The organism is Brotaphodocola sp., from assembly GCF_050873065.1.
Lineage (GTDB): Bacteria > Bacillota > Clostridia > Lachnospirales > Lachnospiraceae > Brotaphodocola.
Genome location: NZ_JBNMIC010000018.1, coordinates 1 through 20,485, shown reverse-complemented (window position 1 = coordinate 20,485; position 20,485 = coordinate 1). Strand labels below are relative to the sequence as shown.

Sequence of the window (20,485 nt, the reverse complement as noted above, 5' to 3'; positions counted from 1 at the left end):
CATGCATGAGGATAAGACGGAGGAACAGACATGGGGGTAACAATCAAAGACATTGCACAGAAGGCGGGGGTATCCTACTCCACAGTTTCAAGAGCATTGAACGGCATCGGAAATGAGAATGGAGAGCGGAGAAAGCGGATTTTGAGGATTGCCAAGGAGATGGGATACGTTCCAAATCAGGCGGCTATTCATCTGAAACTCTCCAGATCTTATGTGATTGGACTGTATTTTTCCACAATCAGCAAGATGACATCGCCGTTTGTGCTCCACGATGTGCTGACCGGGGTTTACAGCATTGTCGGGAGCAAATACAACATCGTCGTCAAGGGAATCGATATGCATGAACCGGGGACATTGAACCCGAGTTATTATGACGGAATCATTGTGCTCAGCCAGAGAAACAGTGACCGCGCATTCATGGATGAGGTTCTGGAGAAGAAGATTCCGATGGTCGTGATCTGCCGGCAGGTGGAGATCAATGCTCCGAATGTGACGACGGATGAGGCGAAGGCGATGGAGACGGCGATGGACTATCTGATTGAGAATGGCCATCGGAATATCTGTGTGATTGAGGGAGCCCCCAATCTGGATTCCACGAGGCTGCGCCATGCCGGATGGCAGAATTCGGCGAGAAAACACGGGCTTGACCCTGATGCGATCCCGACAGTCAGCGGAACTTACCGGTATGCAAGCGGGTATCAGGGGGCAAAACTCCTTCTCGAGTATCATCCGACCGCGCTTTTGTGCTTCAACGATGAGATGGCATTTGGCGCGCGGGAGGCGATTGCGGAGGAGGGACTGAAAGTTCCGGAAGATGTTTCCCTGATCGGTTTTGACAACTGGGATATGTCCGGATATAACAGCATGAAGCTGACGACGGTGGAGCGGAGCATGAGCGAGATCGCGAAAGAGGGAACGCGCGTACTTCTGCGAAGAATCGAGGATGGTGTCGAGGACAACAGCAGAATTGTGCTTGAAAACCGCCTGATTGTTCGCGATACGGTCAGACGAATCGAGTGATATGACTGGTTCACAAAACTTTCAGAAAAAATTCACGTTTGCGAAATTGCTTTGCGGTCTGAAATTGTCTATAATATATAGAAAAAGAAGCTATTTAACGAATAGATATGTTTTAGATGTGTCTTGGCATGAAACGTATCTTTGGTGCTTTGACAAATAAAAAATAGGCAGAGATCGAAAGGTGTGTTGGCAAATGAGAAATCAAATCGAAAATAGAAGAAGTGGAAAGACTTTCTGGAAGATGGCAGCGGCAGTTGGCATGACAGCCGGGCTCCTCGCAGGTTCCGCCCTGACCGCATGGGCAGGAGAGTGGAAGGAGATTCCGGACGAGGGATGGAAGTATGAGGAGAACGGAACGGATGTGACCGGATGGGTGAAGACGAATGACACCTGGTACTACGTGGATCCGGAGACAGGATTCTGGGTGGAGACACCGGTTCTGAATGAGAATTCCGTCTGCTACCTTCTTGAGAATGCGGTGAACAAGGCAGGCTGGTATAAGAAAGAAGTGACTGAGATGGTCTACCACATCGACAGTGTGTCGAAGGATACGATCACCGTCTCTCTTCTTCTGGAAGGTCAGCCGGCCCGGACAACCGGAACACTCAATACGTTTGAGGTGAAATTAAAAGACCGCACGGCAAAGTCGTTGTCGACAAAGCTCGTTCTGGATCTGTAAGAACGAAGAAATACGGATAAGAAGTGCAAATAAGAAGCACAGGCAGGAATCTGACGCGAGATTTCGGTCTGTGCTTCTTTTGCTTTGCTGCCTGTTGAAGGGCATCAAATCTCTTAGGGGGTTACAGGATTTCTCCTGTGGTGAAAGAGAAGAAGAAGTCCCCCGTAACAGAGCGAAAAGCCAAAGATCTGTAAAGCGGTCACAAAGAAGAGAGGGATCTGCCCGAATAGCTGCGTTTGGCTCGGAAGATGAGACAGGCAGGAAACGGCGAACAGATGAATCCCTGTGCAGAGAAGAAGGACGAAGACCGGCTTGACGATCATGGAGATCGCGTTCCAGTGAAACGGGACGATGCGGTGCAGGGCGTGGAGGTGGAGAAGCGCAAGCAGAAGTTCACAGACCAGCATTCCGCAGAGATAAGCATAGATTCCAAAACGGGGAATGCCGATAAGCACAAAGACGAGGCGCAGCATGAGGACAAGACTGCTCTGCAGAAAGGTGGTATGCGTTTTGCCGAGACCGTTTAAAATGCTTCCGATCGTTGTCGCAAGATAGAGAAAAGGGCAGAGCCAGGCGAGAATCTGGATGCAGGTGCCGGCATCCTGGCTGTGAAAGACGCTTGTACCGAGTGCATTTCCAAACAGGACAAAAACCCCGATGCAGAAAATTCCCATGTACATGCTGTAACGCAGAGACATTGACACCGTCGTATCGATCAGGTCATTTCGCCCCTCCGCCTGAGCGCGTGCGACGCTTGGAAGCAGGAGAACAGCCATGGAGTTTGTGATCGCGGATGGAAAAAGGATAAACGGAAGGGCCATTCCCGTCAGCACACCGTAGACGGAGAAAGCCTCTGAGGCGGGCAGTCCGGAGAGCTTCAGACTGGCGGGAATCCAGACAGCTTCAGCGCTTGCGAGAAGATTGAGAACAAGACGATTTCCCATCAACGGAAGGGCGAGGGCGATCAGTGGAAGCGCGCAGGCGGAGAAGGAGTCAAAGTCTTCATTTAATTGCGAGGGCAGAGGCGACTGCAAATCGGACTGCGCCCCCGATTTTGAAGATGATTTTGCGGATGGCGGACAAACCATAAGACAGAGCAGGGTAAAGAGTGCGGAGGCAACTTCACCTGCGACATGACCGAGGACGGCAAGCTGAACGGTGAGCGCGATGCCCTGCGAGGTCCACAGCGAGGCGAGAGAGAAGACAAAGATCATCCGCAGGATCTGTTCGGCGATCTGGGAGAAGGCGGGAACTCTGGCTTTCTGCATCCCGTAATAATAACCGTTGATGCAGGCATGAGCGGACGCAAACGGCACGGAAAGTCCCATGAGCGGCAGATAGGGAGCGCATGAGGGTTCCATCAGCACGGTGCGGGCGATCCAGTCTGCGTAACGACAGATCAGAAACGCAAAGAAAAGCGAGAGCGAGAGGGAGAGAAGAAGACCGGTGCGAAACACAGTTCGCCCTTTTCGCTCGTTGGATGCGATGTACTGAGAGAGAGCAGATTGGATCGACCCGGCGCAGAGCGCAAAACAGATGCCGTATACCGGATGTACCATGTTGTAGATGCCAAGTCCTTCCGCCCCGATTGTGCGGGAGAGGAAAATTCGATAGAAGAAGCCGAGAATCCGGCAGGAAAATCCGGCGGCGGTCAGAAGCAGAGTTCCGCTTAAGAAGGCGCGCTTGCGCGGAGAGAGTTGTTCAGAGAAAAATGACATGGACACTCCGTTTAAAATAGATAGACATTGATATAAAATATGGAAGAAAACAGGAAATCAGAACAGGAGGATATTGAAAAATCCGGTTGTTCTTTGGGGGATGTTTTGTTATACTGAAAGATGTTTGGAAAATTCTGATTGTGCACAACTGGAGGATGGAATGGGAAGCAGAATCCATAGAAAAAAGGAAAAACAGTTGTGAGAAGGACAGGAATTGCCTGCCGATTGGAGGAATGAGAAATGCATGGCAGCACATACAAAAGACAAAACAGGATAACCCGCCTGGGCGCACTGCTGATGATGTGCGTACTTTTGGCGATGTCGGCTGTGAGACCGGCATATGCTGCGGGACCGGGAGAGGGAGCCGCAAGAAGCGGAGAAGAGCTGAGAGGAGTGTGGATCTCCTACCTCGACTGGGAGACGCTTCCGTCTGACCAGGCGGGATTTCAGAAGGCTGTGGATGCGATGATGGACCGCTGCGTACAGCTGAAGATGAACGCTGTGTTTGTACATGTGCGGGCAGACTCGGATGCGATGTATCCGTCTTCTTATTTTCCGTGGTCTCGTTTTATCACGGGGACACAGGGAAAGAATCCGGGATACGATCCGCTTGCCTACTTTGTACAGGCAGCACACAACCGTGGACTTCAGTTCCACGCGTGGATCAATCCGTTCCGCGTGACGGGATACCACAATACGTGGGAGCAGGTTTCTGATCAGAGTGTAGTCAAAAAGTGGCTGTCTGACTCAGACACGACGAATGACCGTTGGGTATTGAAGCAGAACGGAGCCTATTATCTGAATCCGTCTGTTCCACAGGTGCGTGAGTTGATTGTAAACGGAGTGCGCGAGGTCGTCCAGAATTATGATGTGGACGGAATCCACTTTGACGATTACTTCTATCCGGAAGTCAATGACAAAGATTCGAAGCGCTGGTTTGACAAACCGGAGTATGATGCATCGGGCAGTTCACTTGCGATTGCAGACTGGAGAAGAGAAAATGTCAACCAGCTGATCCGCAGTGTCTACCAGACGGTGAAGTCTGTGAAACCGGCAGTACAGTTTGGAATCAGCCCGGCAGGAAATCTTGAACATCTGCGGAGCAATGAACAGCTCTTTACGGATATTGATACGTGGATGAGCAAGAGCGGCTATGTCGATTACATCATGCCTCAGCTTTACTGGGGATTTGAGCAGAGACTCAAGAACGGTTCTTTGGCACCTTACGCTTATACGGAGAATTTGAACAGCTGGATTGCGCTGAAAAAGACGGGAACGGTGAGACTGTATCTCGGACTTGGCATGTACCGGGCCGGAGTTGCATTGAGTGACAACAACTCTGTGTCGGAATGGCTGCGCTATGATGACATCATTGCGCGTCAGGTTCAGGCGGGACGTGCGAGCGGTCAGGTGTCCGGATATTGTTTCTACTCGTATGCTTCGTTCCAGGAGAGCACTTCCCAGAAGGAAGTACAGAATCTGTTAAAGATTTTGCAGTGACAAAGAAGATTAACCTGATTTCAACAGGGTCTCAACAGAGTTTTGGAAGCGAGTTGGGAAAAAGAAAAAGGAAAGAGAAAAAAAGGAAAGAGAAAAGAGGAACGATCATGGCAAAAAAACTGGAAGAATATGTAGTGAGCATCCCGGATTTTCCGGAACCGGGTATTATTTTCCGCGATGTGACCTCGATCCTTCAGGATCCGGAAGGACTTCATCTAGCAATCGACAAGATTCTGTGTATGCTCGATGGGGTGGATTTTGATGTGGTGGTAGGACCGGAATCCCGCGGATTTATCTTTGGTGTGCCGGTTGCCTATGCAAAGAACAAGGCATTTGTGCCGATCCGCAAGAAGGGCAAGCTGCCGCGGGAGACCGTGAGCGCAAGTTATGATCTCGAGTACGGTTCTGCGACGATCGAGATGCACAAGGATGCAATCAAACCGGGTCAGAAGGTAGTTATTGTGGACGATCTGATCGCAACAGGCGGTACGACTGAGGCGATGGTCGGCATGATTGAACAGCTCGGCGGAGAGGTGGTCAAGATCTGTTTTGTGATGGAGCTTGCCGGACTCAAGGGAAGAGAGAAGCTCAAAAATTACGACGTGGAGTCTGCAATCGTCTACGAGGGAAAGTAGGAAAATAGAAAGTTCCATCCCGACAGAATTTGTAGGAAATAAATCATAGAAATGATTGACAAATCATCTGGAAAGTGCTAAGATTGCACCAACAATTAAATGAAAAAACCGATGAGAAAGAGTAAGTAGTCTGGATATTGAGAGACACAGAGAGCTGCCGATGGTGGAATGGCGGTACTTGCAGACCAGATGAATGGACTTTTGAGGGCGCTCCGGAACAAGGAAGTTGAGCTTGAGTATGGAGCGACGATAGCCGCAATCGTAACAGGGCGGCGCATATGTTTGTATGCGGAGTGAGAGAGCCGTGAGGCTAAAGCGGGTGGTACCGCGTATATTGTGAATGATATTCGTCCCGGACAGAGAGAGTTCTGTCCGGGGCGTTTTTTATATGATAGGAAATTGCATCCTATCATACAAAAAATGCTCCGCAAGGATGCACACTCGGCGCAGGGGAAGATGGTTGCTGAAGCAACCGCGCCTCGGCGCGAGAATGTGCCAAGGCACATTCTTTTTTATTAGGCAGAAAGAGGAGGCAGACAGATGAAAGGATACAGCATTTATCTTCCGAGCTACACGGTTGGAGAGGATGTTTATGAGAACATTGGTCCGATCTGTGCAGCGTATGGAACAACCGCCGTTGTGATCGGCGGACATCGCGCGATTGAGGCAGCGAAAAAGGCAATCTGTGAGGGCGCAGAGAGCGGAAAGATCAGAATTCTTGATTTTGTCTGGTACGGAGGGGAGTGCAGCTACGAAAATTTAGAAACGCTTAAGGCGAATGAAACCGTTCAGAGAGCGGAGATGATTTTTGCAGTCGGCGGCGGAAAGGCAACTGACACGGCGAAAGCACTTGCAGAACAGATGGAAAAACCTGTCTTTACATTTCCGACGATCGCATCCAACTGTTCCGCCTGCACAAGCGTCTCGATCATGTATCATCCGGATGGCAGCTTCTTGAAGCCGTATTTCCTCAGGAAACCTCCGGTGCATGCTTTCATTGATCTCGGAATCATCGCAAAGTCCCCCGAGCGCTATATGTGGGCGGGAATGGGAGATACTTATGCAAAGTATTTTGAGAGCACAGTTTCCTCGAGAGGGGAGCACTTGAACCACTATGTGGGGCTCGGCGTGACGATCAGCCAGATGTGCTTGGATCCGATTCTTAAGTATGGCGCAAAGGCGATGGAGGACAACCGTGCAGGCAGAGTTTCCGAGGAGTTTGCACAGACAGTTCTTGCGATTGTCGTGAGCACGGCTCTGACCTCGATTCTTGTGACTCAGGACCGGATCATCGACTACAATACGGGACTGGCGCACGCGATCTTCTATGCGCTGACCTCATTTCCACAGATTGAGGAGGGACATCTCCACGGCGAGGTCGTCGGTTTTGGCGTATTGATCCTGCTTCTGGCGGATGGTCAGAAAGAGATGTTTGAGAAAATGTATGCGTTCAACAAGAGTGTCGGACTTCCGACGTCTCTTGCAGATGTGGAGATCACAGATGAGGCGCTTCCACAGGTGATCGAGAAGACGATACAGATGAAAGACATCGATCACAATCCATATCCGGTTACCGCAGAACTGCTTGAGAAGGCGTTCGCGCAGCTGAAAGAGAAAAATTCTGCTGTACACAAATAAAAAGTCTCTGAATGAAAAATTACGTGTGAAATAAACGTGAAAGTGAGAGCGATTGCTCCATAATAAGATAGAAGTCATAATGAGGAGGAAACAATTATGAGAAAAACATTTATGAAACGGTCTTTCGCAGCGGCATTAGCAGCAATGATGGTGGGAGCACTCGCTGGCTGTGCTTCTGGAACTTCTTCCAAGGCAGAAAGTGCGGAGACGACGGCACAGGCTTCTGGAACGGAGAGCAAGGCAGAGGGTGAGAATGCCAAGGCAGATCAGGCTCAGGCAGACACCAAGGCAGGGGCTGTGGCACCGAAGGACGGCAAGGCTTACAAGGTCGGCGTGATCCAGATGGTGGAGAACGGCGCATTCAACGACATGAGAGAGGGATTCATTGATGAGCTCCGTGCCAAGGGATATTCTGAGTCAGATCTCGTGATCGATTACAAGTGTGCACAGGGAGATGCGACGAACCTTCAGACGATTGCGCAGGGCATGGCCGGCGGAGATTACGATCTCGTCGCAACGGTTGCAACCCCTCCGACTCAGGCGATGGTAAACTTAAAGACTGAGACCCCGGTGATTTTTGTTGCTGTGTCGGCTCCGCAGGCAGCAGACGTGATCACGGAGATGGAAAAGCCGGATAAGAATGCAACCGGTACCTCCAATGCAATTCCGGTCGGCGACATCTTCGCGCTGAGCGAGAAACTGACCCCGGATGCAAAGACGTTTGGTCTTCTCTACTGCACGAGCGAAGTAAATTCCGTCAACACCGCAGAGTCCGCAAAGAAGTACTGCGAGGAGAACGAACTTGAGTACAAGGAGGCAGTTGTGACGAATTCCTCCGAGGTTCAGCAGGCAGCCCAGTCTCTTGCAGACAGTGTTGATGCAATCTTCATCCCGAATGACAGCGTAATCCAGTCCGCAATGCCGCTTGTGACCGAGGTGGCAAGAGCAGCGAAGATTCCGGTGTACGGAAGTTCTGCTACAATGGTTGACTCCGGCGCATTTGCAACGATCGCAATCAGCGACAAGGAGATCGGTGCACAGTCCGCAGACATGGCAGTCGAGTACTTAAATGGAACCGCAATCGCAGACATCCCGGCAGTCGTTGTTCCGGCAAGCGAGACCGTAGTCAACAAGACGACGATGGAAGCACTCGGAATTGAGGTTGCAGAGGAAGACGGAATTCGTTTTGTGGAGGATAAAAACTAATGACATTACTGATCGGTTCTCTTCAGCTCGGACTGATTTACGGAGTGATGGTGCTCGGAATCTACATCAGCTTCCGAATCCTGAATATTCCGGATCTGACGGCAGAGGGAAGCTTTACATTCGGACTGGCGGCAGCGGCGATCTGCACGACGGCAGGTCATCCGTTTGTCGGGATTTTTGCGGCACTCGCAGCGGGGGCGCTTGCAGGCTGTGTGACCGGGCTTCTCCAGACAAAGTTAAACATTCATCCGGTTCTGACCGGAATCCTGACGATGAGCGGTCTCTACTCGATCAACACCGTTGTGCTCGGCGGAACACCGAACCTGACGCTGATCGGAAAGGAGACGATCTTTACACTCGCGCAGAGTGCATTTCCGATGTTTGAGAGGGAGGCAGTCAAATTGCTGATGGCGGTTGTGATCGCAGTTGTGTGCACAGCGGCGCTCGCCGCATTTTTCCGCACCCGTCTTGGCCTTTGCATCCGCGCAACCGGCGATAACACCGACATGGTGAAGGCATCCTCGATCAATGTGGACCGCATGAAGTGCATTGCCCTCGCACTCAGCAACGGTTTGATCGCGCTGTGCGGCGGCCTGATTGCCCAGTATCAGAGTTTTGCGGACATCAACTCGGGTGTCGGCATTCTCGTCGTGGGACTTGCCTCCGTGATCATCGGTGAGGCGTTCTTCGGAAAGCGTTCCGTCACGATCGGATTTGTCTCCGCCGTGTTCGGATCGGTTGTGTACCGCTATATCATTGCGGCGGCGACGAAGGCAGACTGGTTCCCGGCTTACATGCTCAAGCTTGTATCGGCAGTCATTGTCACGCTCGCGCTTGCAATTCCGGCGATCAAATCGATGATGGAAGTACAGAAAATCCGGAAAGGAGGAAAATCATGACAGCCATGCTTGAAATCCAGTCGGCGTGCAAAAAGTTCAGCAAGGGAACGCCGAATGAACACACTGCTCTCGACAAGTTGAATCTGACTCTCGCACAGGGCGATTTCGTCACGGTGCTCGGCTCAAACGGTGCCGGAAAATCGACGATGTTCAATGCCGTTTGCGGAAATTTCCTTCTTGATTCCGGAAAGATTCTCCTCGATGGAAAGGACATCACGTTTGAGCCGGAGTACCGCAGGGCGCTCAAGATCGGCAGACTTTTTCAGGATCCGATGAAAGGAACGGCTCCAAGCCTTACAATCGAGGAAAATCTTGCGCTCGCCTATTCCAAACAGAAGAAACGCAGTCTTGCGTTCGCCCTGACAAAGAAAGACCGGGATTATTTCCGGACAGAGCTTGAGAAGTTCTCGATGGATCTTGAGAACCGCATGAAGACGAGAGTGGGACTGCTCTCAGGCGGACAGCGCCAGGTTGTGACACTTTTAATGAGCACGCTTGTTCCGCCGAAACTTCTGCTTCTCGATGAGCACACCGCAGCCCTCGATCCGGCGACGGCGGAGAAGGTGATGGAGATCACGAACCGGATTGTGAGGGAACATCAGATCACGACGATGATGATTACCCACAACATGAAGCAGGCGCTTGAGACCGGAAACCGCACGATCATGCTCGACTCCGGTTCCGTGATGTTTGACATTGATGCGGCAGAGAGAGAAAAACTGACGGTGGAGCGTCTCGTGGAGATGTACTCTGAAAAGAAAAAAGAAGAATTTGCGACGGACCGGGTGCTTTTATCTGTCTGAGTGAGCTTACATGTGCTTGTGCAGCGCGGGGATAGCAAGGTTGTGACAACGTTGTAAAGTTCTTTTTTGCTGCATATTGAGGAAAAAAGAGGGAAGAAAACTGCTGCGTACTGCGAAAAATACGAGAATTTTCGGAAACTTTGTCGAATGAGTGATTTACACCGGGCGGAAATTGTGGTACATTATTGAACGGTAGTGGCAAATGGTGAAGTCTGTCTGTCGGTCGAAGAGGGCGCAGACAGAGATGACAACGGCCACATACGAGGATTTATGTGAACAATCAGGAGGAAGAATCATGAGAAAATCGATTTCCAGAATTCTGGCTGCAGCTATGTGCATGACACTTGGACTGGCAGTTACCGGATGTGGAAGCAGTGCAAGCAACACGACAACAGCCGCAGGAAATGACAGCGCAGCAGCTGGCAGCGAGGCATCAGGAAATAAGGAAATCAAGAAACTGACCGTAGCATTCGTACCGTCCCGTGATCCGCAGGACATCATCACGGCAACTGAGCCGCTGAAAGGTCTTCTTCAGACTGAGCTGGCAAACGAGGGATACGATGTAAAGGATGTAGACATCAGCGTTGGAACCAGTTTCGAGGCAGTCGGCGAGGCACTTTCCGCAGGAACCACCGATGTTGGATTTATCCCGGGCGGTACCTATGTTCTGTATGACGACGGATGTGAGGCAATCGTAACTGCAACGAGAGACGGTCTGTCCGTTGACTCTGACGATCCGAAGGTATGGAACGAGAGCGAGCCGATCGAGGGAACCGATAAGCAGGTAACTTTCTACCGCGCACTGATCGTTGCTGGTCCGTCCGAGAAGGGTAAGGAGCTGGCAGAGAAAGTCAACGCAGGTGAGGAGCTGACCTGGGAGGATCTCGACAGTGCAAACTGGAGTGTAATGGGTTCTTCTTCTTCCGCAGGATACATTTATCCGTCTCTGTGGATGCTTGAGAAGTACGGCAAGAACATCACTGATTTAAGCCACGCAGTTCAGTCTGATTCCTATGCAAGTGCATTCGCACGTCTGGCTTCCGGTCAGGTTGATGTACTGTGCACTTACGCAGATGCGCGCCGTGACTATGAGAGCAAGTGGAATGACGAGTACGCAATGACCAACAGCATCTGGGATGACACCGATCTGATCGGCGTAACTCCGGCTATCTACAACGATACGATCAGCGTCAGCAAGACTTCTCCGATCATGGATGATGATTTCAAGACAGCTCTGACAAATGCCTTCATCAACATCGGAAACACCGAGGAAGGAAAGAAGGTCATCTCCATTTACACGCATCAGGGTTATCAGAAAGCAAACGATTCTGATTACGATTCTGAGCGCGATGCACAGGAAATGATCAAGAAGCTCAACGGAGCGTCATAAGCGAGAGATGCGGGAATAAGAGATGGACTGCTGCATGGACAACGAAGGGATGTTTATGTGGCAGTCCATTTCTGCACATGTCAGTCCGCGGTAGACGGACGCAAAAAATATTGAGAAAGGAAACGCTATTATAGGGATCCGGAAAGGGACGACGAGTTTATAATAGCAGAAAGAAATGATTGAGTTTAAAAATGTGGGAAAAAAGTATCCCAACGGCTTTGAGGGTCTGAAACATGTGAATCTGACGATTGATCAGGGAGAATTTGTGGCAATCATCGGTCTGTCCGGTGCCGGAAAGTCTACACTGATCCGCACAATTAACCGCATGCATGACATTACAGAGGGAACTCTGACCGTGGACGGAACGGACGTCATGAGTCTTCAGGGAAAGAACCTGCGTGCATTCCGCCGCAAGATCGGTATGATTTTCCAGTCCTTCAACCTTGTGACGAGAACAACGGTAATCAAGAACGTTCTGACTGCTTTTGTTCCGGATCTTCCGTGGTGGCGTGCATTCTTCGGCGTATTTACAAAAGAAGAGAAGCTCAAAGCACTCGAAGCGCTTGATAAGGTCGGCATTCTCGACAAGGCGTTCGTCCGCACCGATCAGCTTTCCGGCGGTCAGCAGCAGCGAGTTGCACTGGCAAGAACCCTTGCACAGAATCCGGAGATCATTCTTGCGGATGAGCCGGTTGCAGCCCTTGACCCGGTAACCGCAAAGCAGGTTATGGATGACTTTGACCGCATCAACAAAGAGATGAAGATTACGGTTCTGATCAATATTCACCATGTCGATCTGGCACTCAAGTACGCTTCCCGCGTGATCGGTGTTCGTGCCGGTGAGGTTGTGTACGACGGACCGTCCGAAAATGTGGATCAGGCAGTTCTGGATAAGATTTATCAGGGAAGACAGGAGATGAAGGCATGAGTATCTACGATAAGATTTTTCCGCCGAAGACTCTCACGATTTCAAACGGAAAGAGCGTTTCCCAGAAGCGTTCCCGTGCTCCGCTTGCAGCAGTGATTCTTCTGGCGATGACGATTCTCTCCGTGAAAATCACCGGTTTCAGCATGGTGGTGCTCACGACGAGAATCAAAGAGTTTTTCGTTATTCTCGGACAGATGTTCCCGCCGAAGTGGGATTATATGCCGTCTGTATGGCAGCCGCTGTTTGACACGATCAAGATGTCTCTGCTCGGCTCTTTCATCGGCTCCGTTCTGGTCGTTCCGTTTGCGATGCTCGCTTCGACGAACGTCATTCCGAGCCGTGCGATTGTCAGCCTGATGCGTCTTTTCCTGAGCATCGTGCGCACCCTGCCGACTCTGGTTACCGCACTGATCGCAACCTATATCTTTGGACTTGGAACCCTTGCAGGTACGACCGCAATCGCAGTGTTCACCTTTGCCTACATCGGAAAGATCCTCTATGAGGAGATCGAGACTGTGGACATGGGTGCATTTGAGGCGATGGAGGCGATGGGTGCGACGAAGGTCCGCGCATTCATCTCCGCAATCGTTCCGCAGGTTCTGCCGTCCTACCTCTCGAACTGTCTGTTCTGCTTTGAGGGAAATGTCCGTTACGCTTCCATCCTCGGATACGTAGGTGCAGGTGGACTTGGACTGATCTTAAACGAGAAGATCGGATGGAGAGAGTATCCGAGTGTGGGCATGATTCTGATTGCCCTGTTTGTAACTGTATTTATCATTGAGACGATCAGCCGTGCAGCACGCCGGCATCTGGTATAAGGGAGGGCCGAAAAACGATGAATAAGAGAATTGAAGCGGCTTATGAGGCACGCCCGAGAAAATGGATGTTTGAGCTTGCAGTCGCAGTGGTTGTCGTTGCGCTTTTAATCTGGAGTGCATCCGGAGTGGAGACGAGCGGAACGACCCAGAACGGCGGAAAGATTGCAATGAATATTTTGTCCGGTATTTTCCATCCGGATACAGCGATGCTCTTTGGTCTGACGACAAAGGGAGTTCCGTATCTTCTGCTTGAGACGGTCTGCATTGCGTTCCTCGGAACAATTGTCGGAGCGATCATCTCGATCCCGCTCGCATTTTTATCTTCCGTGAACCTGACCGGAAAGTTCGTTGCATTTGTCGGCCGTATCATCATCATGATGATCCGCACTGTGCCGGCATTTGTCTATGGCCTGATGTTCATCCGTGTGACAGGACCGGGTGCATTTGCAGGTCTTCTGACCATGTCCCTGTGTTCCGTCGGAATGATCACAAAGATGTACACCGAGGCGATCGAGGATCTCGACACGAGAATTCTTGAGTCCCTCGACGCATCAGGATGCACGACCTGGCAGAAGATCCGCTATGGAATTCTTCCGCAGCTGATGCCAAACTTTGCTTCCACTGCAATCTACCGTTTTGATATCAATCTGCGTGATGCGACCGTACTTGGTCTGGTAGGTGCAGGCGGAATCGGTGCACCGCTGATCTTTGCGATGAACAGCTATCGCTGGAATGAGGCAGGTGCGATTCTTGCAGGGCTGATCGTGCTCGTCCTGATCGTCGAGCTGATCTCCACCCAGATTCGTGTGAAGCTGACGAGAGGATAGGAGTGGGACGGATGAGAAAGCTGGAAATTATTTTCACGTCCGACACGCACGGACATATCTTCCCGGTCAACTATCCGGCGGGAAGAGCGGATGCGTCCGGACTCTTAAATATGGCGTCCCAGATCGAAAAAGACGGAAATACACTGATGATTGACGGCGGAGATTCCCTTCAGGGAACTCCGTTTATCCAGTACTACCGGGAGCATCAGAAGGAGTGTCAGGCACTGCTTTCCGGCGGAAATGGGACGAGTCTTCATCCGGTTGCCGAGGCGTTTCGCGCACTTGGCTGCGATTACTTTACACTGGGAAACCATGATTTCAATTTCGGATACGAGTTTCTTGCTGACTATGTGAAGGCGATGGGTGTGCCGTGTGTCTGTGCAAATGTCGAGGATCTCGGCGGAAAGCTTCCGATTCATAAGGAAGTTGTCCGTGTTCTGGAAAACGGTCTTCGCGTCGGCATCACCGGAATCGTCACGGACTGGGTCAATATCTGGGAGAGAAAAGAAAATCTTGAACTTTTGAGAGTCACGGATCCGGTCAAGGCTGCAAGAGAGTCTCTTGAGCGTCTTGGCAGGGAGGCGTGTGATGTGACAGTCTGCGTCTATCACGGCGGATTTGAGGAGGATCTCGAGAACGGAAAACTCCTCTCCGACAGCGGCGAGAATGTGGCCTGCCAGATCGCAAGAGAGCTGGATTTTGATGTTCTTCTGACAGGACATCAGCATATGCCGGTTGCAGGAAAGATGCTCTACGGCACCTGGGCAGTCCAGCCACCGGCGGGAGCCTCCAAATATGTCCATCTCCACGCAGAGATCTCGGACGAGGAGAAGATTTTTGCTTCTTCCCTGGAGTCTGTGGGAGAAAAGCATAACGAGGAGCCGTATGCGAGCCTCTATCCGCTTGAGCATGCCGTGCAGACCTGGCTGGATGAGCCGGTTGGGGCACTCAGCAGTGAGATTGAGCCGGAGGAGAAACTTCCGGCGGGACGCTATGGCAGCCGTCTTGCAGAGCTGTTCAATCAGGTCCAGCTTGAGCGCACCGGCGCGGATATTTCCTGTGCAAGCCTTGGAAATGATCCTGCGGGACTCAAGCAGAGTGTGACGATGCGGGATATCTGCGGAGCGTACCTGTTTGACAACACGCTTGTGGAGCTTGAGGTGAACCGCGATGTGCTCAGACAGATGCTTGAGCGCTGCGCGTCCTATTTTGATCTGGTGGACGGAAAAGTTGTGATTTCGGATCGCTTCCTGAAACCGAAAATTGAGCATTACAACTACGATTTCTTCTCGGGAATCCGCTACACCTTTGATTTAAGCCGTCCGGTCGGGGAGAGAGTGACCGAACTTCTTCTCGCGGACGGAACGGAACTTGGCGACAGAACATACCGGCTTGTGACGAACAACTACCGCGCAACCGGAACCGGAGGATATCCGTTCCTCGCAGACTGCAAGGTGCTCTGGCGCGGAACAGAAGAGATGCCGGAAATGCTTGCAAAGTACATTCAGAGACACAATCCGGCAGATGTCGAGAGACGGGCGCTGATCACCGTTTTGCCGGAAGAAAAGTAATGAATGGAACGAAGAACGCGAAAAATGCAAAGAATGTAAAAAATGCAAACAACGCAAACAATGCAAATGGATAAAAAACAGGGGGAAGCACAATGAAAACGATTCTGATTGGAATTGCCGGAGGAACCGGATCCGGAAAATCTACGTTTACCAATCGCCTGAAAGACCGGTTTGGCGATGACATTGATGTGATTTACCACGACAATTACTACCGCCGTCAGGATGATGTGCCGATGGAAGTGCGCCAGAAGCGCAATTACGATCACCCGGATGCGCTTGAGACGGATCTTCTTGTGGAGCATTTGAAGCAGCTTAAAGCAGGTCAGGCAGTCGACGGCCCGGTATACGATTACACGATGCACAACCGCTCTGAGAAGACTCTGCACATTGAACCGCGCAGAATCATCATCGTGGAGGGAATCCTGCTTTTGGCAGACCGTCGTCTCCGTGACATGTTCGACATCAAGATCTATGTCGAGGCTGACGCGGATGAGCGTATCCTGCGCCGGATTGTGCGCGATGTCGAGGAGAGAGGCCGCTCTCTCGAGAATATCGTGGAGCAGTATCTGACGACGGTGAAGCCAATGCATTACCTGTATGTAGAGCCGACCCGCGCAAAGGCAGATCTCGTGATCAACAGCGGACTCAACGATGTCGCTTTCGATATCATGGCGACAAAGATCCAGAAACTTCTCGAGGAAGCCTGAATCTTAGATCGAAAGATCCAACTGGTGAGGGCTGTTCACGATTCGGATGTCTGCACGAGCTCGCTTATGGCGTGAAACGAGTAGCCCATCTCCTCCCATTTCGTGAGAAGTTCATCGAGAATCTCCGCATTTGTGCGGGAGGTGCTGTGCAAAAGGACAATCGCACCGGGATGGATGCGGCCGAGCAGTTTTTTGAATGCATCCTCGTGGGTGGGCTGGCGGTCTTCATACCAGTCGACGTAGGCGAGGCTCCAGAAGAACGTGTGGTAGCCGAGCTCCTTTGCCATCTGGAGATTGGACTCGCTGTATTTGCCCTGGGGCGGGCGGTAAAATCTGGTCATTTTCTGGCCGGTTGTCTCTTCAAAAAGTTTCTCCAAGGACTCAAGTTCCTCGGAGAAACTTTTTTTTGTTGCAATTTTTGACATGTCGGGGTGGTGAAACGTGTGGTTTCCGACTGTGTGTCCTTCTGCAATCATGCGTTTTACGAGGTCGGGACTTGTCTGGATATAATTGCCGACGACAAAAAAAGTTGCGGGGGCGTGATGTTTCTTCAGGGCATCGAGAATTGCGGGAGTGTTGCCGTTCTCGTATCCGGCGTCGAATGTCAGATAGATCTTGTTCTCTTTCGTGTCTCCGACGTAGTGGGCATCAAACTGGCCGAGATACTCCGCTGTCGCGTTTGCGACCGGGGGATTTCCCTCCTGCTGGAAGCTTAAGCCCCAGTTTCCCTCTGCGGAGGCGGGAAGTGCCGAGACGGACTGAAAAGAAAGATTCTTGTCAGAGGACAGGCTCTTGTCTGCTGAAATGGGCGGGTCTGTGGGAGAGAGTCTGGCACTCAAAACATCGAGAAAGTGCCCGGAAAAGAAGGCGGTGAGAAGGAGAAGGGCGATGGCGGAAAAGCGCGTCAGAGTGCGGGAGTGCGGAAAATGAAAAAAGTGCAGATGCATGAGAAAAGAAAACCTCCTCAAAAAAATAGTTGTGAGCGGATTGCGGGCTCCTATCGATTACCGTATGAGGGAAAATATGGAAATATTCCTGAATGGAATCTGTAAGATACGGTTATGCCAGCAGATTTTAAGATCCCCTCCAAGAAGTTGTAAGAAAGTTGTTACATTTGCCAAATGGAAAGTGTGGTATACTGATACGAGCAGGATGACAAAACACGATGACAGAGATCAGAGAAAACGCCGGAAAATAAGTTCCTGTATGGGAATGGGCGTTTGAACAGAGGAGAGAGAGCAGAATGAAAAAAAACTGGAAGCGGCTGTTGGCAATGGGAATCGGATTTACCCTTACCTTCGGTCAGATTACATATGGAACCATGATTTCTTCCCGGGCGGCAGCGACGACACAGTCCGCGGCAAGTACACAGAGCGTGTTAAAAGAGCCGACTGTTTCCGCGCAGGGAGCAGTGCTGATGGATGCGGCGACGGGGCAGGTGCTGTTTGGAAAGAATCAGGATCAGCAGTTTTTCCCGGCGAGTATCACAAAAGTCATGACGGCTCTTCTGGTGCTTGAGCGCTGTAATCTGAGCGATGTTGTGACATTTTCTAAGACGGCGACGACGAATCTGGAGTCCGGGGCAACCTCGCTTGGAATTGCGGAAGGAGATCAGCTGACTGTGGAGCAGTGCCTGTACGGACTTCTCTTAAAGTCTGCGAATGAGATCGGAAATGGTCTTGCAGAGCATGTTGCGGGAAGCGTGAGTGCGTTTGCAGATCTGATGAACCAGCGCGCGGCGCAGCTCGGATGCAAGAACACGCACTTTGCAAATCCGCACGGCTTAAACAACTCCACACACAAGACGACTGCCTATGACATGGCGCTGATTATGCGTGCGGCGGTGCAGAACGATACGTTTAGAAAGATTGACACGACGACCTCTTACAATTTCCCGGCGACGAAGAATTCCGGAGCGCGCACGATTACGATGGGCCACAAGATGATGTACCCGACGGATACCCGGTATTATGCAGGAATTATCGGAGGCAAGACAGGATATACTTCACTGGCGGGCAATACGCTTGTGACTGCGGTTGAGAGAAACGGGGTGCGCCTGATTGCGGTTGTCTTAAAATCGGCGGGAACCCATTACACTGACACGAAGGCGATGCTTGACTATGGATTTGCAAATTACACAACGCTGACAGGAAGAACCGGAAGCCAGAACGCTGGCTCCACCCAGCCGGGGACGACCGGCACTGCGGCTTCTGGAACTGTGACCTCGGGTGGTCCGGGAGTGAGCGGTGGAACATCCGGCACAACTTCCTCGGCTCCGTCGGCAGGAACGAGTGGAAACACGACTTCTGGCACTGTGAATTCTGGAAGCGGCAGTGCACCGGCAGCGGGAAGCTCTCAGGGACCGTCCGGCAACGGAACTCCGGCGGCATCCGCTCCGTCTGCCGGTACTTCCTCGGGCGGAGTCAGCACAGAGGGTCCGGGGGGAGCGATTCACTCGATGGGAAGCGCATCAGGGGCACCGGGAGGCACGTCCGGTACCCTGAGTCAGCCGGGGACGACCGGCACGCAGTCTCCGTCCTCAGGTGCTTCCGCCACAGCGACAGCACCGGGAAGCTTATCCGGGGCGTCTTCCGGATGGAAGCAGGGATGGAATCAGGACCAGAGCGGCTGGTATTATATCAAGACGGCGACCGGAGTCCGGGCAGCAGGAGAGTGGCTGAGTCTTAACGGACAGCGCTACTGGTTTGACTCAAACGGATATATGGCAACCGGATGGCGCACACTTTCTGACGGCTGGTATTACTTCATGCAGGATACGGGGTATATGCTGAAAAACAACTGGATGCAGACGAACGGATTGTGGTATTATCTTGGAAGCAATGGCGCGATGCTGACAAATGCGACGACTCCGGATGGATATCATGTCGATCAGAGCGGAGTCTGGGTGAAGTGAGAGAAACGACGGAGAGAGACGAATGAAAGAAAAACTGTATACGATTGAACTGACCGATGCGGTTAAGTCCGGTGATGAGTGCTGTTTTTGCTGGCTTGAGCGCAAGATGGAGCAGGAGAACCTGGAATTCGTTCTGGGTTCTTCTTATATGGAGAGCGATGTGCGGGATCAGACGAGTCTGCATGGATTTTGCAGGCATCACACCAAGATGATGTACGATTACGGCAATACGCTCGGAAATGCCTGGATCCTCAAGTCGAGAATGGAGAAGGTGAGGACGGATCTTGCGGAGCGTCTTGGGGCATCAGAGGGGATCGCGTCGGGGGCGTCCGTCTCGTCGGCAGGTTCGAAAAAGGGTCTGGCGGGAAAATTTAAGTCGCTTTTTTCAGGAACGGGAAGACAGGTGGGCAGTTTTTCAGGAGTTCGGTCCGGGAAAGATTCTGAAAACAGCGGGTGCTACATCTGTGAGCGGATGGATGAGATCTATGTACGGATGCTTGACACATTTGCCTGGATGCTCGAGCATGATCCGGAATTTGGAGAGACACTCTTAAAGTCAAAGGGATTCTGCCTGCGCCATTTTGAAGAGGCAAGGGAGGTATGTGAGAGAACACTCAAACCGGAGCTTTGGGGAGAGTGGGAGGCGAAGTTAAACCGATTGATGCTTGACAATCTCGACCGTGTGCAGGAAGATGTAAACTGGCTGATCGAGAAATACGATTATCGCAATAAGGATGCGGACTGGAGAGAGTCGAGGGATGCGGTACCGAGAGCCATGCAGAAACTTGTCGGCACGCATCCGGCAGATCCGGTGTTTCGCGACAGGAGGTAGAAGGAGAATCGAATCATTACGGCGCTGCAAGCAAAGTAAGTCTCTGCAAACGCGCTCTCGCTCCGGGTTCGATGTAACGGTGCATAAGGTCGCAGAGGACGCGACCTAAACACCGACATCTCACACGGGTTTGCAGAGACTTCTTCGCTCGCAGCGCCTGTGTGATTTAACGAGAACGCAAAGCTTCAGTGGTGCCTGTTGGGTATTGGTCACAGGAAAGCAGAAAATCACAGCGCATCCACTCTGAGTTATATAAAAAAGGTAGGTAATTGCGAAACTCGCGGTGCTCGTTCGCAACCTTGAACCAAAACAAGGAAGAATTCGCGAAGAGCACGACTTGTGGAATGAAAAATGGATAATCGGACATTTTAGGCGCACTTTAATAAGCTATGGACTTTAT

At 51.4% G+C, this 20,485-nt stretch carries 18 protein-coding genes and 1 other annotated feature; of the genes, 16 read left to right on the top strand and 2 right to left on the bottom strand.

The features are described 5' to 3' along the window. Positions 1-30 precede the first annotated feature (30 nt). Both ACR0QE_RS06655 and ACR0QE_RS06650 read left to right on the top strand, forming a co-directional pair. The gene (locus ACR0QE_RS06655; RefSeq protein WP_432627580.1) at positions 31-1,020 is read left to right on the top strand and encodes a LacI family DNA-binding transcriptional regulator; all 990 of its coding nucleotides are present in this window, start codon (positions 31-33) and stop codon (positions 1,018-1,020) included. Between the two features lie 193 nt (positions 1,021-1,213). Beyond that, on the top strand, positions 1,214-1,699 hold the full coding sequence (locus ACR0QE_RS06650; RefSeq protein WP_432627579.1) for a hypothetical protein: 486 nt from the start codon (positions 1,214-1,216) through the stop codon (positions 1,697-1,699). Positions 1,700-1,812: 113 nt separating this feature from the next. Here the strand turns inward: ACR0QE_RS06650 and ACR0QE_RS06645 are convergent, their stop codons facing one another. After that, positions 1,813-3,417: an oligosaccharide flippase family protein gene (locus ACR0QE_RS06645; RefSeq protein ID WP_432627578.1), complete on the bottom strand. Its 1,605-nt coding sequence runs from the start codon at positions 3,415-3,417 to the stop codon at positions 1,813-1,815. 240 nt (positions 3,418-3,657) lie between these two features. Here ACR0QE_RS06645 and ACR0QE_RS06640 point away from each other — a divergent pair, with 240 nt between their 5' ends. From ACR0QE_RS06640 to udk, 12 genes are all read left to right on the top strand, one after another. Then, positions 3,658-4,917, top strand: coding sequence for a glycoside hydrolase family 10 protein (locus ACR0QE_RS06640; RefSeq protein WP_432627577.1), 1,260 nt, complete (start codon positions 3,658-3,660; stop codon positions 4,915-4,917). A gap of 107 nt (positions 4,918-5,024) precedes the next feature. Next, a complete protein-coding gene (locus ACR0QE_RS06635) occupies positions 5,025-5,552 on the top strand; it encodes an adenine phosphoribosyltransferase (RefSeq protein ID WP_432627576.1) in 528 nt (175 codons plus the stop codon). 102 nt (positions 5,553-5,654) lie between these two features. Then, positions 5,655-5,910 (top strand) — a binding site (T-box leader). 182 nt (positions 5,911-6,092) lie between these two features. Then, positions 6,093-7,190 carry an iron-containing alcohol dehydrogenase family protein gene (locus ACR0QE_RS06630; protein ID WP_432627575.1) on the top strand — a complete coding sequence of 366 codons (1,098 nt, stop codon included), beginning with the start codon at positions 6,093-6,095 and terminating at the stop codon, positions 7,188-7,190. A 96-nt stretch (positions 7,191-7,286) separates the two neighbouring features. Further along, positions 7,287-8,396 (top strand): ABC transporter substrate-binding protein, encoded by a 1,110-nt coding sequence (locus ACR0QE_RS06625; RefSeq protein ID WP_432627574.1) that lies wholly within the window; start codon positions 7,287-7,289, stop codon positions 8,394-8,396. After that, positions 8,396-9,295: an ABC transporter permease gene (locus ACR0QE_RS06620; RefSeq protein WP_432627573.1), complete on the top strand. Its 900-nt coding sequence runs from the start codon at positions 8,396-8,398 to the stop codon at positions 9,293-9,295. Before ACR0QE_RS06625 ends, ACR0QE_RS06620 begins: the two co-directional genes overlap by 1 nt. A gap of 5 nt (positions 9,296-9,300) precedes the next feature. Then, a complete protein-coding gene (locus ACR0QE_RS06615) occupies positions 9,301-10,098 on the top strand; it encodes an ABC transporter ATP-binding protein (protein ID WP_432627604.1) in 798 nt (265 codons plus the stop codon). Between the two features lie 295 nt (positions 10,099-10,393). After that, positions 10,394-11,488 (top strand): phosphate/phosphite/phosphonate ABC transporter substrate-binding protein, encoded by a 1,095-nt coding sequence (locus tag ACR0QE_RS06610; protein WP_432627572.1) that lies wholly within the window; start codon positions 10,394-10,396, stop codon positions 11,486-11,488. A gap of 175 nt (positions 11,489-11,663) precedes the next feature. Then, the gene (phnC, locus tag ACR0QE_RS06605; protein ID WP_432627571.1) at positions 11,664-12,416 is read left to right on the top strand and encodes a phosphonate ABC transporter ATP-binding protein; all 753 of its coding nucleotides are present in this window, start codon (positions 11,664-11,666) and stop codon (positions 12,414-12,416) included. Continuing rightward, positions 12,413-13,234: a phosphonate ABC transporter, permease protein PhnE gene (gene phnE / locus ACR0QE_RS06600; RefSeq protein ID WP_432627570.1), complete on the top strand. Its 822-nt coding sequence runs from the start codon at positions 12,413-12,415 to the stop codon at positions 13,232-13,234. Before phnC ends, phnE (ACR0QE_RS06600) begins: the two co-directional genes overlap by 4 nt. A gap of 17 nt (positions 13,235-13,251) precedes the next feature. After that, a complete protein-coding gene (gene phnE, locus ACR0QE_RS06595; protein ID WP_432627569.1) occupies positions 13,252-14,061 on the top strand; it encodes a phosphonate ABC transporter, permease protein PhnE in 810 nt (269 codons plus the stop codon). Positions 14,062-14,072: 11 nt separating this feature from the next. Next, a complete protein-coding gene (locus ACR0QE_RS06590) occupies positions 14,073-15,632 on the top strand; it encodes a bifunctional metallophosphatase/5'-nucleotidase (protein WP_432627568.1) in 1,560 nt (519 codons plus the stop codon). Positions 15,633-15,724: 92 nt separating this feature from the next. Continuing rightward, a complete protein-coding gene (udk, locus tag ACR0QE_RS06585; protein WP_432627567.1) occupies positions 15,725-16,339 on the top strand; it encodes a uridine kinase in 615 nt (204 codons plus the stop codon). A gap of 35 nt (positions 16,340-16,374) precedes the next feature. Here the strand turns inward: udk and pdaA are convergent, their stop codons facing one another. Further along, positions 16,375-17,286, bottom strand: a complete 912-nt coding sequence (gene pdaA, locus ACR0QE_RS06580; RefSeq protein WP_432627566.1) for a delta-lactam-biosynthetic de-N-acetylase — start codon at positions 17,284-17,286, stop codon at positions 16,375-16,377. 296 nt (positions 17,287-17,582) lie between these two features. Here pdaA and ACR0QE_RS06575 point away from each other — a divergent pair, with 296 nt between their 5' ends. After that, positions 17,583-19,253 carry a serine hydrolase gene (locus ACR0QE_RS06575; RefSeq protein ID WP_432627565.1) on the top strand — a complete coding sequence of 557 codons (1,671 nt, stop codon included), beginning with the start codon at positions 17,583-17,585 and terminating at the stop codon, positions 19,251-19,253. A 22-nt stretch (positions 19,254-19,275) separates the two neighbouring features. Further along, positions 19,276-20,085 carry a DUF6062 family protein gene (locus ACR0QE_RS06570; protein ID WP_432627564.1) on the top strand — a complete coding sequence of 270 codons (810 nt, stop codon included), beginning with the start codon at positions 19,276-19,278 and terminating at the stop codon, positions 20,083-20,085. The last annotated feature ends 400 nt before the right edge of the window (positions 20,086-20,485 follow it).